This is a genomic window from Alkalibacterium sp. AK22 (genome assembly GCF_000585255.1).
Classification (GTDB): Bacteria; Bacillota; Bacilli; order Lactobacillales; family Carnobacteriaceae_A; genus Alkalibacterium.
Genome location: NZ_JANL01000021.1, coordinates 47,175 through 60,823, shown reverse-complemented (window position 1 = coordinate 60,823; position 13,649 = coordinate 47,175). Strand labels below are relative to the sequence as shown.

Sequence of the window (13,649 nt, the reverse complement as noted above, 5' to 3'; positions counted from 1 at the left end):
TCAATCCTCTAATTCTATGATCATAACATCCAGGTCTTCATCTTCGACTGTCACATCTTCCCCGTAATAAAAGGTCTCGGACAATTCGCTTAATGTTCCATCAGCATGCATATCTTCCAGCGCTTCGTCAAACTTAGCGGTAAGTGTGTCATTACCTAATTTCATTGAAAAATTCGTATAGCTCGGATTGAAAAACAGATCTTCATGTATCTTGACCGGTATATCAGGCTGGGCATTAAGTGCCATCGTCTGACCGTAGTAGTCGTTGATGATCAGGTCAGTCCGTTCGTTCGCTACATCCCACAGGTACTGATCGTTGGTCGCATTATCATAGACAACTCGCTCAGCACCAAACTGTTCCGCAATTCTCATGTAAGTCGTGGTCGCTGCCCCCGCCGCGCGTTTGCCGTCCAAATCTTCCATCGTTTCAATCCCCGATCGGTCCGATTCCCTGACAATCATCGACATATAAGAGTACTTGTAAGGAATGGTGTAATTATAACGGTCCGCATTCTCACCATTATGACTGATACTGAGCGCCGCAACATCAATTTGCTCACTGTTGAGAGAAGTCAGCATGCCATCAACACCCATTTCTGTAAAGTCCACTTCCAGTTCCAGCCTCTCGCCGATTTCGCGTAGAATTTCCACTTCAAAGCCGGTCAGTTCATTTGTATCTCCATCATGATAGGAATTAGGGTAGTAGGTCCCAGAAGTGGCTGCCCGAATGACACCGGCGGCTTCAATATCTTCCCAGTTGCCCTCGCTCACTTCTTGAGACACATTGTCTGTTTCTGTTTGTGCTTGATTGTCTTCAGTCGGTTCCTGAGAACTGCAGGCTGCTAGCATAAACGCTCCGCTTAACACCATACTGCTGATTCTTCTTTGTTTTTTCACTATTATTTTCCCCTTTCGTTTATCCTCAGAAATCATAGCAAGGTTTGAAAGCTCAGTCAAAATTATGGGGAAAAAGTGTTTGTTTTGTTCAACACTGTTTACCGTCACTATTCAGGAAGCTTGTAAAATCAAGCTTAGGTAAGCTTGTGAAATAAACATTTTTGTATATATGTATCCACTGACTGATTAAAGCGAACAGCTGTCATTCAGCTTGCTTTGCCCTCGCCTGCAACTTTGACTTTTGTCTCAGCTAACTGATTATCTCTAAAGTCTCCTACCAGAGTGAATGGCCTGGCAGCCTGATACATTCCTGCTATAATGAACACAGCCTATTTCAGTATACAGATTGGAGAGAGACTAAATGATAGACCGCACCAGAGATGCGCTGTATTATGCCAGCAAGCTTAAGACAGGAGACTGTTCCTCCGAGGAACTGATCCACGCCAGTTTCAAAAGGATTGCTCAAGAAAATCCAAAACTGAATGCCGTTATCCATACGCGCAAGGAAGAGGCTTTGAAAGAGGCTCAATCACGACACTGGGCAGACACACCTTTTAAGGGTATCCCCATCCTGCTCAAGGACCTGGGACAGAATTTGGCCGGCTTTCCAGCCACTGCCGGTTCCAAACTTCTCAAGCATTACCGGGCAGACAAGACCAGCTATTTTGTCAGCCAGCTGCAGGCCGCCGGTTTTATTCCAATCGGCTCAACGAATGTACCAGAATTCGGCTTTACCAATATCACGCATTCTGAACTGTATGGTCCGGCACGCAATCCCTTTGACACTGCTTTGAGTGCAGGCGGCTCAAGCGGTGGCGCCTCAGCAGCAGTCGCTTCAGGAATGGTCCCGCTGGCAGGAGCCAGTGATGGTGGCGGATCAATTCGCATCCCGGCTTCTTTTACGGGCCTAGTCGGGTTAAAACCGACACGGGGACGGACTCCGATTGGACCTGGAAGTGGTCGCGCCTGGCAGGGAGCTGCGATTAGCTTTGCTCTGACCAAAACGATTCGTGACACAGCCGCTTTGCTGGATCAGATGCAGGTCCTGCAGCCTGCTGCCGCGTTTTCAACTCCTCTCTTCACAGAAGGCTTTTTAAATAGTTTAGACCAGGCTTTTGAGAAGCCGCTGACTGTCGCTTTTTCTCTGACCTCCCCCATTGGCGGCCCGGTAAGTAATGACGCCCGACAGGCTGTTCTTCAAGCTGTGGACTGGCTGGAAAACAAGGGTTATGCAGTGGAGGAAGCTTGCCCGGATATCGATGGTCGTCGACTTATGCAAGCTTACTATGCCATGAATGCCGGGGAAAGTGCTGCCATGATGGGCCGCCTGGAAACTGTATTGGACCGGCCCCTTGGACCGGATGATATGGAGCTGCTGACGTGGGTCCTACAAGAGTCAGGCAAAAAGCTTACTGCCGTAGAATACGCCAACGCCCTAACACTATGGGATGATGCCGCTGAGCGCATGTGGCACTTCAATAAAACCTACGATCTTTATCTGCAGCCGGCTACTGCCCACCCTGCTCCAAGAAATGACAAGGTCTACTGGTCAAACGCCTTTGTCAAGCGAATGAAGCAGGCTGATACCCTTTCAGCTGCTGAACAGCAGCAGCTGATCTGGGACATGTGGGAAGAAAGTTTGGACTTGACTCCATTCACTCAGCAGGCAAACCTCACGGGACAACCGGCAATCAGTCTCCCTACTTACATGACCAGAGAAGGTTTACCACTGGGAATCCAGCTGACCGCACCCAAGGGACGGGAAGACTGGTTACTCAAGATAGGACAGCAGATGGAACAAGAGGGGTTGTTTATCTAAATTCAGGTCTACAAAGAAAAGAGGCCCCTATGAAAAAGGTCCTGTTTCATTAATAGAATCTTCAAGTTCAACCTGAACACTGTTTCACCTAAAGAAAAGACAGGCGCTTCTGCTTATATTTAAAGCAGGCGCCTATCTTTGTTCTTTTTACATAAATTTAACGCATGACCTCGATCACTTCAGGCCCACCTGTTTTGCCAACGATGACTTTTGATACACAGTCAAGGAACAGACCGTGCTCGACTACTCCAGTGACGGAATCCAAAAAGGCGGCCAGTTCATGGGGCTTTTCGATTATTTCAAGCTTTAGATCAATCACATAGTTGCCAGAGTCTGTTTCAACTTTCTGCCCATTTTGATCCAGTCTGATTTGTGGATTCAGTCCTTTGCGTTCAAAGAGATTTTTAACTTGCCCATGACCGAACTTGACAACCTCGACTGGCAGCGGGAACGCTCCGAGTCGTTTAACCATTTTACTTTCGTCAACAATCCAGATCACTTCATCAGAGAGATCAGCGACCATCTTTTCAAACAGATGAGCGGCTCCGCCTCCCTTGATTCCCTGGAAATCTTCAGATATTTCATCTGCACCGTCAATCGTCAAGTCAATGGAGTCCACTTCATCTATATCTTTCAGCGGTATACCCAGTTCGCTGGCCTGCTTTGTTGTTCGATGAGAAGTCGTTACCCCCGTCACCTTCAGCCCTTCTTCCTCTACACGCCTTCCTAGAGCTTCCACCATATAAAAGGCTGTCGATCCTGTGCCGAGTCCGACGGTCATGCCGTCTTCAATAAATTCAGCTGCCTTGTAGCCTACCATTTTTTTTAAATTCATCTCTTCAGCTCCCTTTTTTGGAATATCCAACACTTCCAATTATAGCATAGAAAAAAAGGAGGCTGTCCAAAAATTGGACAGCCTCTTTTTGCACGATTTATCGAAACATCTTGAATTCAAGAAACAGATCATTATACAAACCCGTAAATTCCAGACCGAGATCCTGATAGACTTCGAGGTTTTCCATCATCTCGGGGCTTGGATAAAACTGCTTGTCTTCTACTGTTTCATCCGGAAGAAAAGCCATAGCCGCCTCGTTAGGTGTACTGTAGCCGACGTAGTCCGCATTCTGGGCAGCAATGTTGGGATCGAGCATAAAGTTAATAAAAGCATAAGCCGCTTCTTCATTCTGTACAGTATGTGGAATCACCATATTATCAAACCAGAGATTGGATCCTTCTTCCGGTAGAACATAGACGATTGACTCATTTTCCCACATCATATCTGCCGCTTCTCCTGAAAAGGTAACCGCAATGCTTGCTTCTTCCTGAATCATATACATCTTAATCTCATCAGCGACTAAAGCCTTGATATTAGGTGCCAGGTCGCTCAGAACGTCTGCAGCAGCCGCCAGTTCTGCTTCGTCACGCGAATTTAAAGAATAACCAAGCGTCTGCAGGCCTATCCCGATAAGTTCTCTGGCTCCATCAATCATCAGGATACTGTTTTCGAGTTCCAACTGGTACAAGTCCTGCCAGCTGCTGAACTCAAAGTCCGACAGTAACTCTTCATTGTATGCAATGCCCAGTGTTCCCCAGAAATAGGGAATCGAGTAACGGTTTCCCGGATCAAAATTCAAATCGAGAAAGGCCGGATCGATATTTTCCAAACCGTGGATTTGAGTATGATCGAGCTCAACGACAAGGTTTTCCTCAATCATACGTTCAATCATGTATTCACTGGGGATCGCCAAATCGTAGCCGGTTCCCCCTTGCTGAATTTTGGTATACATCGCTTCGTTGGAGTCAAAGGTTTCGTAAACGACTCGGTAGCCGGTCTCTTCCTCAAACTGGTCAATCAGGTCACTGTCTATATAGTCCCCCCAGTTATACAGATGGAAGACATCTTGTCCACTGGTGCCTTGCGCTTGCTCCAGCAGTAGTCCGCCAGCATAGGCTGCAATACTCAGTACAGTAATGATCAGAGCGAGACTCGTCAGTTTTTTCATTATGGGGTCACCGCTTTCTCATGGACGGTCGGATCAAGTTGGGAGAGCTTTTTACGGTTACGCTGCTGCTGCTGAATAAAGTAGTAGCCCGATACTAGGCTGACTGCTACGAGAAACAACAGAGTACTCAAGGCATTGATTTCCAGACTCACACCCTGACGGGCACGGGAGTAAATTTCTACTGAAAGCGTCGCAAAGCCGCCGCCTGTCACAAAGAAGGTGACCGCAAAATCATCAATTGAAAAAGTAAAGGCCATGAAATAGCCTGCCAGAATCCCGGGAGTGATACTCGGTAAAATAACTGAAGTCAAAACTTGAATCGGACTGGCCCCCAGATCTCTGGCTGCTGTAATCATATTTGCATTCATGTCCTCTAGCTTAGGCAAAACCATCAGGACCACAATAGGAATACTGAAAGCGATGTGAGCCAGCAAAACGGAGTAAAAGCCCAGCTGAAAGCCCACCAGTGTAAAGAGCAGGAGAAAGCTCGCACCGATAATGACATCCGGAGACACTAGCAAGATATTATTCAAGCTCAGTAGCACATTCTGAGCTCTGCGCTGCCTGGTATAATAAATTCCAATGGCTCCCGCCGTTCCAATCACAGTCGCAATCAAAGCCGATAACAGCGCAATCCGAACGGTATCCAAAGCAATAATCAGCAAGCGAGCGTCTTCTGCTAGTGCCGAGTAATGATTTAGTGTAAAGCCGCTGAACTGGTTCATTGTCCCTGCCTCATTGAAAGAATAGAAAATAAGATAGAAGATTGGCGTATACAGCAGAATAAAGACTAAAACAAGGTACACGGTGGCCCATTTTTGTTTCTGTTTCATCTTACCGTCACCCCTTTTCTGCGTCTGCGGGTCAAAAACATGACGCCGAACATAATAAGAACTAGTACGATTCCCATTGTCGAGCCCATACCCCAGTTTTGTGTAACAAGAAAGTTCTGTTCAATGGCGGTTCCCAGCGTAATGACACGGTTGCCGGCAATTAGTCTGGTCAGCATGAACAGGGACAGGGAGGGAATAAACACAGCCTGAATGCCGCTTCTGACACCTGACAGCGACAAGGGAAAGATAACCGAAGCGAAAGTCTGCCATTCGCCCGCACCCAAGTCACGACTGGCTTTAATCATGGATCCGTCAATCTCATCGATAGCATTGAAAACCGGCAGCAGCATGAATGGAACCTCGATATAAGTCGCTACGATAAGGAAACTTAGCGGTGTGAACAGCAACTGCTGAGCACCTATTCCGATAAAATTCAGCCCCTGATTCACAAAACCAGTCTGACTGAGGATACCGATGAAGGCATAGGTTTTCAGCAGGATATTCATCCAGGTCGGCAAGATTAAAACCAGCAGCCAAAACTGCTTGTGTCTCGTCTGCGCAAGAAAGTAAGCAGCCGGATAACTGATTAGCAAAGTCAACACCGTAATCAGAAAAGCATAGAAAAAAGACTGCAGGGTCATTGTAAGATAGACCCGGGAAGTAAAATAAGTCTGAATGTTTACTAGGGTGAAGCTGCCGTCCAGTCCTCTAAAGGATTGAAACAGCAGTAGCATTACCGGTACGATAACGAACAGCACAATCCAGAGATGGTAAGGAACCGCCAGCCATTTTCTTTCTTTAGTCATCTTGGCCTGCTCCTCCCTTTGAGGTTTTTTCATAGGCAGCTGTGGCGAACTGCTCAATCCGTTCGTCAAAGGCTTCTTCTGTCTCATTGATGCGCATGATATGGATATCCTGAGGATCAAAAGTCAGCCCCACTCGCCTGCCTGGCTCTGATTGTCTAGTGGAATGAACCATCCAGTCATTGCCTGCATCATCCTGGCCCATGATTTCGTAATGCACTCCGCGAAACAGCTGAGTTTGAACGAATATTTGAATATCTCCAGCCTCTGCCTCCGTCAGTACAAGATCTTCCGGGCGGATGACCACATCCACCTGCTCGTCCGGCTGCATACCGCCGTCCACACAAGTAAAGGTTTTTCCGGCAAAAGAGACTGCATAATCTCTGACCATCCGTCCTCTTACAATATTGCTTTCTCCGATAAAATCAGCAACGTAGCGGTTTATCGGCTCATCATAGACAGCATTCGGTGTTCCGGTCTGTACAATACGTCCCTCTTTCATGACCATGATTTCATCACTCATCGCCAACGCTTCTTCCTGGTCATGAGTGACAAAGAGAAAAGTAATGCCCAAACGCTGCTGCAAATCACGCAGCTCATACTGCATCTCTGTTCGGAGTTTCAGATCCAAAGCGGACAAAGGTTCATCCAAAAGCAGAAGATCTGGCTCATTGACTAAGGCCCGGGCAATCGCTACCCGCTGTTTTTGCCCACCGGACATCTCTGCTATGTCACGGTTCTCAAACCCCTCCAGACGGACAAGTTTCAGTGTTTCGGTTACTTTGCTTTTTATCTTCTCTTTATTCATCTTTTTCATTTTCAGTCCAAAAGCTACGTTGTCAAACACATTCAGGTGCGGGAACAGCGCATAGTCCTGAAACACTGTGTTTATTTTTCTCTTGTTTGGAGGCGTGTCTCTGGTGTCTTTACCAAGGATTGACACGGTCCCGCTGCTTGGAGAGGCAAAACCGGCAATCAGATTTAGAATTGTGGACTTACCGCATCCCGAAGGCCCTAGCAGAGTATAGAACTTTCCTTTTTCCAAGTCGAAAGAAATAGTCTTCAACACTGTCTCTTTCTCATATTTTTTTTCAACTTGATCGAAAGATACAATGATTTCTTCAGTCAATAAAAAACACCCCTTCAAAATCGATTTGATTAACCTTTATAATTATAGCGATTGAAGGGGGAAAAGCAATAAATATTCAGTTGTTTTCATTACAATTTACAAGGCATGTGTTCAAAATATGACCCGTCTTTACTGATGAGCCTACAAGACTTGGTCAAGACCCAAGCAAGCCTCTAAAAAAAGACAGCTAGCATCTCTCAGGTGCCCTCAATAAAGAAAGTTATTCATTTAACCCGCTCTTCGTGTCTCAAGCAGACACCTTCGCAGATTTCGTGACTGAGCCGAGTAGAAGTATTCGATACCGGTGTCTCACCTCCTTCTTCTGCCGCTTTGAGAAAGTGCCCGACCATGGGAATGAATCCTCTTTTCTCCAGTGTCTGAGTCCAGTCTCCAGCTGACTGGTCTGTTCTGGCCGTACCCTTAAAGATGGAGACTTCCGTTAGATTATTGACAGTATACGTGCCTGATGTGCTCTGAAGTTCCACCGTTTCCCGCTTTGCTCCAGACTGATTATTGATTGATACCATGGCAGTCATTTCCGGAGATTCCAGCAGAACCCAAGCTTGACGGAAGTCACCATCTGCTCCCTCCACCTTTGAGTCCACCAAGCGAACTGACTTCTCGCCCATGAGATAGACGGCTGTATCTATGGGGTGAATCATCATGTCATATACCCGATTGCGGACTGGAAAATCAGTTGCATTCACCTGATTTTTTTGGACCGTTAGCCTGTTTTTGCCTTCGACATTGGCCAGTTCACTGATTGCCGGGGCAAACCGCCTGTTGAAACCCGTCATCAGCAGTACCTGCTGAGCTTCAGCCAGTTGCAGGAGCGCCTGCGTTTGTCGTATATATTCCGTCAAAGGCTTATCTACAAAAACTGGAATGTTGCGCTTGAGAAAATAAGACACTATTTCATAATGCGTTGCGGTCGGCGAGTGAATAAAGACTGCCTCGACGATTTCACTTAACGCTTTCCACTCTCTATGCAGCCGGCATTTAGGCAGACCATATGTTTTCCCCAGCATCCGCAGTTTGTCAGCATCCCTGGTGCAAAAGTGCCATTCGTGTTCGGGAAATTCTCTTGTATAGACGGGCAGATATGCTTTTTGCGCAATGGTACCCAAGCCGATAACTCCTATTTTCATCATTAGCTCCTCCTGTCGGTTTAAACACAAAAAAACAGCAGACAGCCGGTCTGTTAGGTCCGGCTTACTTCCTGCTGTTCTCTGATCAGATGATCAGCCTTCTTTTGTCAATGGTATAATCTGTTCCTGCTTCATTTTTTCACGGAAGGTGCTGGCTGCTTTTCTCAGCAAACCTTCTCGGGTCCCCATCGCTGCTGGGTGCTCTTCACCGATAATCTTCACTTCCGTTTCAAGCTGGACCCCATTTTTTTCTAGGATCACTTCTTTGATGTACTCAATCAGTTCAATGTAATCCGTTGCTGTCGCCTTATTGATGTTTACAATAAAACCCGCATGCTTGGTTGAAATCTGTGCTCCACCCCAGGTCAGACCTTGAAGACCCGCATCCTGGATTAGCTTACCCGTAAAGTAGCCCGTTGGCCTTTTGAAGACCGATCCACAGGAAGGATATTCAAGCGGCTGCTTTGAAGTCCGCAGATAAGTCAACTCATCCATTTTTTCCTTGATGACCGCCTGATCTCCCGTTTCAAGCTCAAACACAACTTCAAGCGCGATTTCATCGGTCTCCTGAAGTTTGCTGTGTCTGTAGGTAAATTCCATGTCCTCTCTAGAACGCACTAGAAGATCACCTGTGCGTGTTAGGACCGTGACTTCCTTGATGACTTCCTTCACTTCGCCTCCATAAGCTCCGGCATTCATATATACCGCTCCCCCGATGCTTCCAGGGATTCCGCAGGCAAATTCCAGTCCCGTCAGTCCAGCCTGATAAGCCCGACGGCTGACTTCAATCAAAGCTGCACCTGTCAGCACTTTGATGGAACGGTCTTCGATTGTCATTTGATTCATGTCTGTTAGGATAATCGTTGCTCCGCGGATACCACCATCCTTGACAATCAGGTTACTCGCATTTCCAAGGATTGTCACTGGCCAGTCTTTTTCATTTAGCCACTGAATCAATTGCTGGACTTCTGCTTTTGATTTAGGAAAAATCAAAGCATCCGCCGGTCCGCCGGTTTTAGTGTAAGTATAACGGGATAGCGGCTCGTGTACTTTAATCACTGTTTCGGGAAACTGTGCTTTTAATTGTTTGATTTGAGTATTCATTTTCATGTACTGTCCTCTCATCGATATCTTGAATCACTGTCGTTTAACGTTACTATAGGGGCAAATCATACTAATAGTAACACTATCGATACACAATGTGTAGGCCCGTTTTAAATTGTCACGTATTCGTCAAGTCTGAAATTATCTTTATATAATATGAACTTGCCTGTTTTTTCGGTGTTCTTTACTTTATGCGCTACCTTATTTGCTCTAAGTGTAACAAAAAATGATAAAAAAGTAGATAAAAAGCTTCTGAATAAAAGGGACTTCCTTGAATAAACATCCTTTTCCTTGGTGATGCCGCCTTATCCAGACAAGCCTCGCTTATCAGTTCAGCTGGATGGACTATGCGGGAAAAAATATGTGTGATTATGTGAAGCCGCTCCAGTTGCTTTTTGCCTTACCGAAGACTATAATTATTGAAAACAGAATACCATACGGGAGTAACAGGCAGACACTAATCTGCTGCAGCGCCACCAATCGCAGATCATCCATCTGCTGGTGCTGTATTAAATTGTGAGACGTATACGGAATGTGATTTCCGTATACGTCTTTTTTTATCTTCAGCTTTCTATGGAAAAAGAGAGGATTTTATCATGGACTACTATAAAATGAAAGATTCCAGTGTTATAGAGGCCCTTCAGTCATCTCCTGAAGGACTGACTACGCCAGCGATCGAGGAAAAGCGCAGCCGATACGGCTGGAATGAAATCAGCCAGCAGGATCAGCGTTCTCTCCTGTCTTTATTTGTGGAAGCCTTCAAAGACCCTATGGTCATTGTTCTGCTGGTTGTCGCACTTATCCAGATTTTACTTGGCGATCAGCTGGAATCGGCTATTATCTTTACCGTACTGATTCTGAATTCTATTTTGAGTGTTGTTCAAACCCGAAAAGCTGAAAGTTCACTGGATTCTCTCCGCAAAATGGCGGCCCCTACCGCCACTGTTTTAAGGGATGGTCACCCAGTGTCTCTGGAGGCCAGACAGATTGTTGTCGGAGACCTGGTTCTGCTGGATGCCGGAGACAGTATACCTGCAGATGGCCGCCTCCTCGAGGCAGAGTCTTTGCAGGTGCAAGAAGGTGTAATCACTGGTGAATCTGTTCCTTCCGACAAATCAGCTGCTCCCATCAATCAGGACACCCCTCTGGCTGACCGGTTCAATATGGTCTACAGCGGAACGCTGGTCGCATACGGTCGGGGAACATTCATTGCTACCCATACAGGTGTGCAGACAGAAGTAGGTAAGGTCGCCCAGCTGATACAAAGCACGGAAGCCAGACAAACTCCCTTGCAGAAAAAACTTGAGCAGTTTAGCAAAAATCTGGGATGGGTCATACTGATGCTTTCTATCCTTATATTCAGTGTTCAGGCTGGTCGCCTGTTCCTGGAGGATACACCCGCTATGACAGAGCCTCTTTTGAACGCTTTCATGTTTGCAGTTGCTGTAGCCGTAGCCGCCATACCAGAAGCCCTTCAGTCGATCGTCACTATTGTTTTATCCGTCGGAACCAATAAAATGGCCCGACAGCATGCAATCATCCGCAAGCTGCCCGCTGTTGAAACTCTAGGAGCCACTAGTGTAATCTGTACAGATAAAACGGGTACACTGACTCAAAACAAAATGACCGTCGTTGATGCTTATATTCCAGGAGGTCCTTCTACTCTATTTTCGGGACAGCCTAAAGCCTGGGGTGAATCAGAAAAAATTTTGATGCAGATTGCAGCTCTCACCAATGACTCGACTCTTGATGGAAATGGAGGATCTAATGGGGATCCGACAGAGGTAGCTCTCATCGCCTACAGCGAAAAACAGCAGTTGCCTTATACTCAGATTCGAAGCACTTATCCAAGATTAGCAGAACTCCCTTTCGATTCAAGCCGTAAACGTATGTCGACGGTTCACACAATTGATGGTGAAAAGCGTTTATTAGTCAAGGGGGGGCCGGATGTGATTCTGTCGCTCTGCTCCCGCATCAGAATCAATAATGAAACAGTCTACCTGACAGAAGAACGGGAACAGGAACTGGCTGAAAAAATTGAGTTTTTCTCCAGTCAGGCCATGCGTGTGCTAGCTTTCGCCTATAAACCTTTTGACCAGACAGAGCTTACTTCCGAGGATGAAACAGACCTTATCTTTATCGGCCTCCTGGCCATGATCGATCCTCCCCGTCCTGAAGTCTACCATGCGGTTGAAGATGCTGCCCGAGCTGGAATAAAGACAGTCATGATTACAGGCGATCACAAAACTACAGCCAAGGCTATTGCCAGGAACCTGAATATTTCAAGTGAAGCAGATCTGGCTTTGACCGGTCAGGAACTGGATACCCTGTCAGATGAAGAACTGATGGCAAACTTGGACAAGATTACAGTGTATGCCCGCGTCACGCCCGACAATAAGATTCGCATCGTGGATGCCTGGCAGAAAAAAAATCAGGTCACAGCCATGACTGGTGACGGAGTCAATGATGCACCGGCTTTAAAACAGGCCGATATCGGTATTGCCATGGGCAGTGGAACGGATGTGGCCAAGGACGCGTCTGCCATGATTTTGACCGACGATAACTTTGTATCGATTGTAAAAGCTGTCTCTGTCGGACGTACGATATACAAAAATATCAAGAAATCAATTACCTATCTCTTTTCCGGTAATCTGGGGGCGGTCATCGCAATCCTGTTTGCTTTGATCATGGACTGGGTCAGCCCATTTACAGCCCTCCAGCTGCTATTCATCAACCTAGTGAATGATTCTCTACCGGCAATTGCGCTCGGTCTAGAACCCAAAGAACCCAATGTCATGGATGAGGCTCCTCGGGATCCCCATGAAAATATTTTTTCAAGACAAACCTTACACACGGTCATATTCAGAGGTGGACTGATCGGTACAGCAGTCATTGTTGCCCAGTTTTTAGGCCTTCTTTTGTACTCACCAGAAATCAGTGTCGCCATGGCCTTTACTGTTCTAATTCTGTCCCGGACTCTGCAGGTATTTCCGGCTCGCTCCACTACCCAAACCAGTTTTGGTGCCGGCTTCTATAAAAACAAAATGGTCCTGCTCGCTTTTGCCGTCTGTTCCCTTCTCTACGGACTGACACTCTTACCTAGTGTACGGCCCATCTTCTCCATCCCTCAAGACTTCGGCCTGACCCAGTGGCTGATTTCAGTCAGTCTGGCTCTAACGACGACCGTCATTATGGAACTGCGTAAAATTTGGCGCAAAGCTTGAGCCAGCCGAATAGACCTTTATACCCTTTTGGCTGGCTCAATCCCTTCAGGATGGAGACGGTTGACAAAGCTGTTCTTGAAAGCTGATGCTCACGTGCTATACTATACAGACACAAACCTGCACCTATTTAGACTAAAAAAGGAGCACGACATGGACTTTACTTCAATCGATTTTGAAACAGCCAACCGTCAGACGCATAGTGCCTGTTCGGTCGCTATGACAATAGTCAGAAACAGCGAGATTGTGGACGAGTATTACTCACTCATCCAGCCAGAAACCTGGTTCGACCGAATCAACACCCGTATTCACGGTATCCAGGAAAACGATGTGATCGACGCACCAAAATTTCCGGAAGTCTGGAGAGATCTCCAGCAATTTTTCTCAGCTGACCAGCTGGTAGTTGCGCATAACATGCCATTTGACAAGCGTATTTTAAGCGGGACACTCTCCCATTACGGGCTGATGATCCCTGATTTCAGAACCTTATGTACTGTCCGGTCTTCCCGTGCCTTGCTTAAAAGTCTGCCAAATCACAAGCTGAATACGGTGGCGGATTACTACGGTATCCAACTCAATCACCACCACGCTCTGGATGATGCCCGGGCCTGTGCTAAAATCTTACTGAATCAAGAACACGAATTCGGTCCATCTTCTCTGACCCGTTTCATTAAATAAGAAAGCACGGCTCT

Annotated in this window: 11 protein-coding genes; 3 read left to right on the top strand and 8 right to left on the bottom strand. The window is 46.6% G+C overall.

What is annotated here, in order from left to right; genetic code table 11:
* A complete protein-coding gene (locus ADIAL_RS04405; RefSeq protein WP_081757663.1) occupies positions 1-870 on the bottom strand; it encodes a transporter substrate-binding domain-containing protein in 870 nt (289 codons plus the stop codon).
* A 388-nt stretch (positions 871-1,258) separates the two neighbouring features.
* Here ADIAL_RS04405 and ADIAL_RS04400 point away from each other — a divergent pair, with 388 nt between their 5' ends.
* Positions 1,259-2,716, top strand: coding sequence for an amidase (locus tag ADIAL_RS04400; protein ID WP_034300556.1), 1,458 nt, complete (start codon positions 1,259-1,261; stop codon positions 2,714-2,716).
* A 157-nt stretch (positions 2,717-2,873) separates the two neighbouring features.
* Here ADIAL_RS04400 and rpiA read toward each other — a convergent pair whose 3' ends face one another.
* From rpiA to murB, 7 genes are all read right to left on the bottom strand, one after another.
* Positions 2,874-3,551, bottom strand: a complete 678-nt coding sequence (gene rpiA, locus ADIAL_RS04395) for a ribose-5-phosphate isomerase RpiA (protein WP_034300555.1) — start codon at positions 3,549-3,551, stop codon at positions 2,874-2,876.
* Between the two features lie 97 nt (positions 3,552-3,648).
* Complete coding sequence (locus ADIAL_RS04390; protein WP_034300553.1) at positions 3,649-4,719, bottom strand: ABC transporter substrate-binding protein; 1,071 nt, start codon at positions 4,717-4,719, stop codon at positions 3,649-3,651.
* Positions 4,719-5,552, bottom strand: a complete 834-nt coding sequence (locus ADIAL_RS04385) for an ABC transporter permease (protein ID WP_034300551.1) — start codon at positions 5,550-5,552, stop codon at positions 4,719-4,721. Before ADIAL_RS04385 ends, ADIAL_RS04390 begins: the two co-directional genes overlap by 1 nt.
* Positions 5,549-6,358 carry an ABC transporter permease gene (locus ADIAL_RS04380; protein ID WP_034300548.1) on the bottom strand — a complete coding sequence of 270 codons (810 nt, stop codon included), beginning with the start codon at positions 6,356-6,358 and terminating at the stop codon, positions 5,549-5,551. The genes ADIAL_RS04385 and ADIAL_RS04380 overlap by 4 nt, the downstream gene beginning before the upstream one ends.
* A complete protein-coding gene (locus tag ADIAL_RS04375) occupies positions 6,351-7,484 on the bottom strand; it encodes an ABC transporter ATP-binding protein (RefSeq protein WP_034300545.1) in 1,134 nt (377 codons plus the stop codon). Before ADIAL_RS04375 ends, ADIAL_RS04380 begins: the two co-directional genes overlap by 8 nt.
* Positions 7,485-7,708: 224 nt before the next feature.
* The gene (locus ADIAL_RS04370) at positions 7,709-8,635 is read right to left on the bottom strand and encodes a Gfo/Idh/MocA family protein (protein WP_034300542.1); all 927 of its coding nucleotides are present in this window, start codon (positions 8,633-8,635) and stop codon (positions 7,709-7,711) included.
* Positions 8,636-8,725: 90 nt separating this feature from the next.
* The gene (gene murB, locus ADIAL_RS04365; RefSeq protein ID WP_081757657.1) at positions 8,726-9,742 is read right to left on the bottom strand and encodes a UDP-N-acetylmuramate dehydrogenase; all 1,017 of its coding nucleotides are present in this window, start codon (positions 9,740-9,742) and stop codon (positions 8,726-8,728) included.
* A 590-nt stretch (positions 9,743-10,332) separates the two neighbouring features.
* On the opposite strand from murB, the gene ADIAL_RS04360 reads away from it, so the two are divergent.
* Both ADIAL_RS04360 and ADIAL_RS04355 read left to right on the top strand, forming a co-directional pair.
* The gene (locus ADIAL_RS04360) at positions 10,333-12,960 is read left to right on the top strand and encodes a calcium-translocating P-type ATPase, PMCA-type (RefSeq protein WP_034300539.1); all 2,628 of its coding nucleotides are present in this window, start codon (positions 10,333-10,335) and stop codon (positions 12,958-12,960) included.
* A 150-nt stretch (positions 12,961-13,110) separates the two neighbouring features.
* The gene (locus ADIAL_RS04355) at positions 13,111-13,635 is read left to right on the top strand and encodes a 3'-5' exonuclease (RefSeq protein WP_034300624.1); all 525 of its coding nucleotides are present in this window, start codon (positions 13,111-13,113) and stop codon (positions 13,633-13,635) included.
* Positions 13,636-13,649: the final 14 nt, after the last annotated feature.

Excerpts from the sequence above, each read along its gene's own strand:
- ADIAL_RS04405 (WP_081757663.1), bottom strand. The coding sequence starts at position 870 with ATGGTGTTAAGCGGAGCGTTTATGCTAGCAGCCTGCAGTTCTCAGGAA.
- ADIAL_RS04400 (WP_034300556.1), top strand. The coding sequence starts at position 1,259 with ATGATAGACCGCACCAGAGATGCGCTGTATTATGCCAGCAAGCTTAAG.
- rpiA (WP_034300555.1), bottom strand. The coding sequence starts at position 3,551 with ATGAATTTAAAAAAAATGGTAGGCTACAAGGCAGCTGAATTTATTGAA.
- ADIAL_RS04390 (WP_034300553.1), bottom strand. The coding sequence starts at position 4,719 with ATGAAAAAACTGACGAGTCTCGCTCTGATCATTACTGTACTGAGTATT.
- ADIAL_RS04385 (WP_034300551.1), bottom strand. The coding sequence starts at position 5,552 with ATGAAACAGAAACAAAAATGGGCCACCGTGTACCTTGTTTTAGTCTTT.
- ADIAL_RS04380 (WP_034300548.1), bottom strand. The coding sequence starts at position 6,358 with ATGACTAAAGAAAGAAAATGGCTGGCGGTTCCTTACCATCTCTGGATT.
- ADIAL_RS04370 (WP_034300542.1), bottom strand. The coding sequence starts at position 8,635 with ATGATGAAAATAGGAGTTATCGGCTTGGGTACCATTGCGCAAAAAGCA.
- murB (WP_081757657.1), bottom strand. The coding sequence starts at position 9,742 with ATGAAAATGAATACTCAAATCAAACAATTAAAAGCACAGTTTCCCGAA.
- ADIAL_RS04360 (WP_034300539.1), top strand. The coding sequence starts at position 10,333 with ATGGACTACTATAAAATGAAAGATTCCAGTGTTATAGAGGCCCTTCAG.
- ADIAL_RS04355 (WP_034300624.1), top strand. The coding sequence starts at position 13,111 with ATGGACTTTACTTCAATCGATTTTGAAACAGCCAACCGTCAGACGCAT.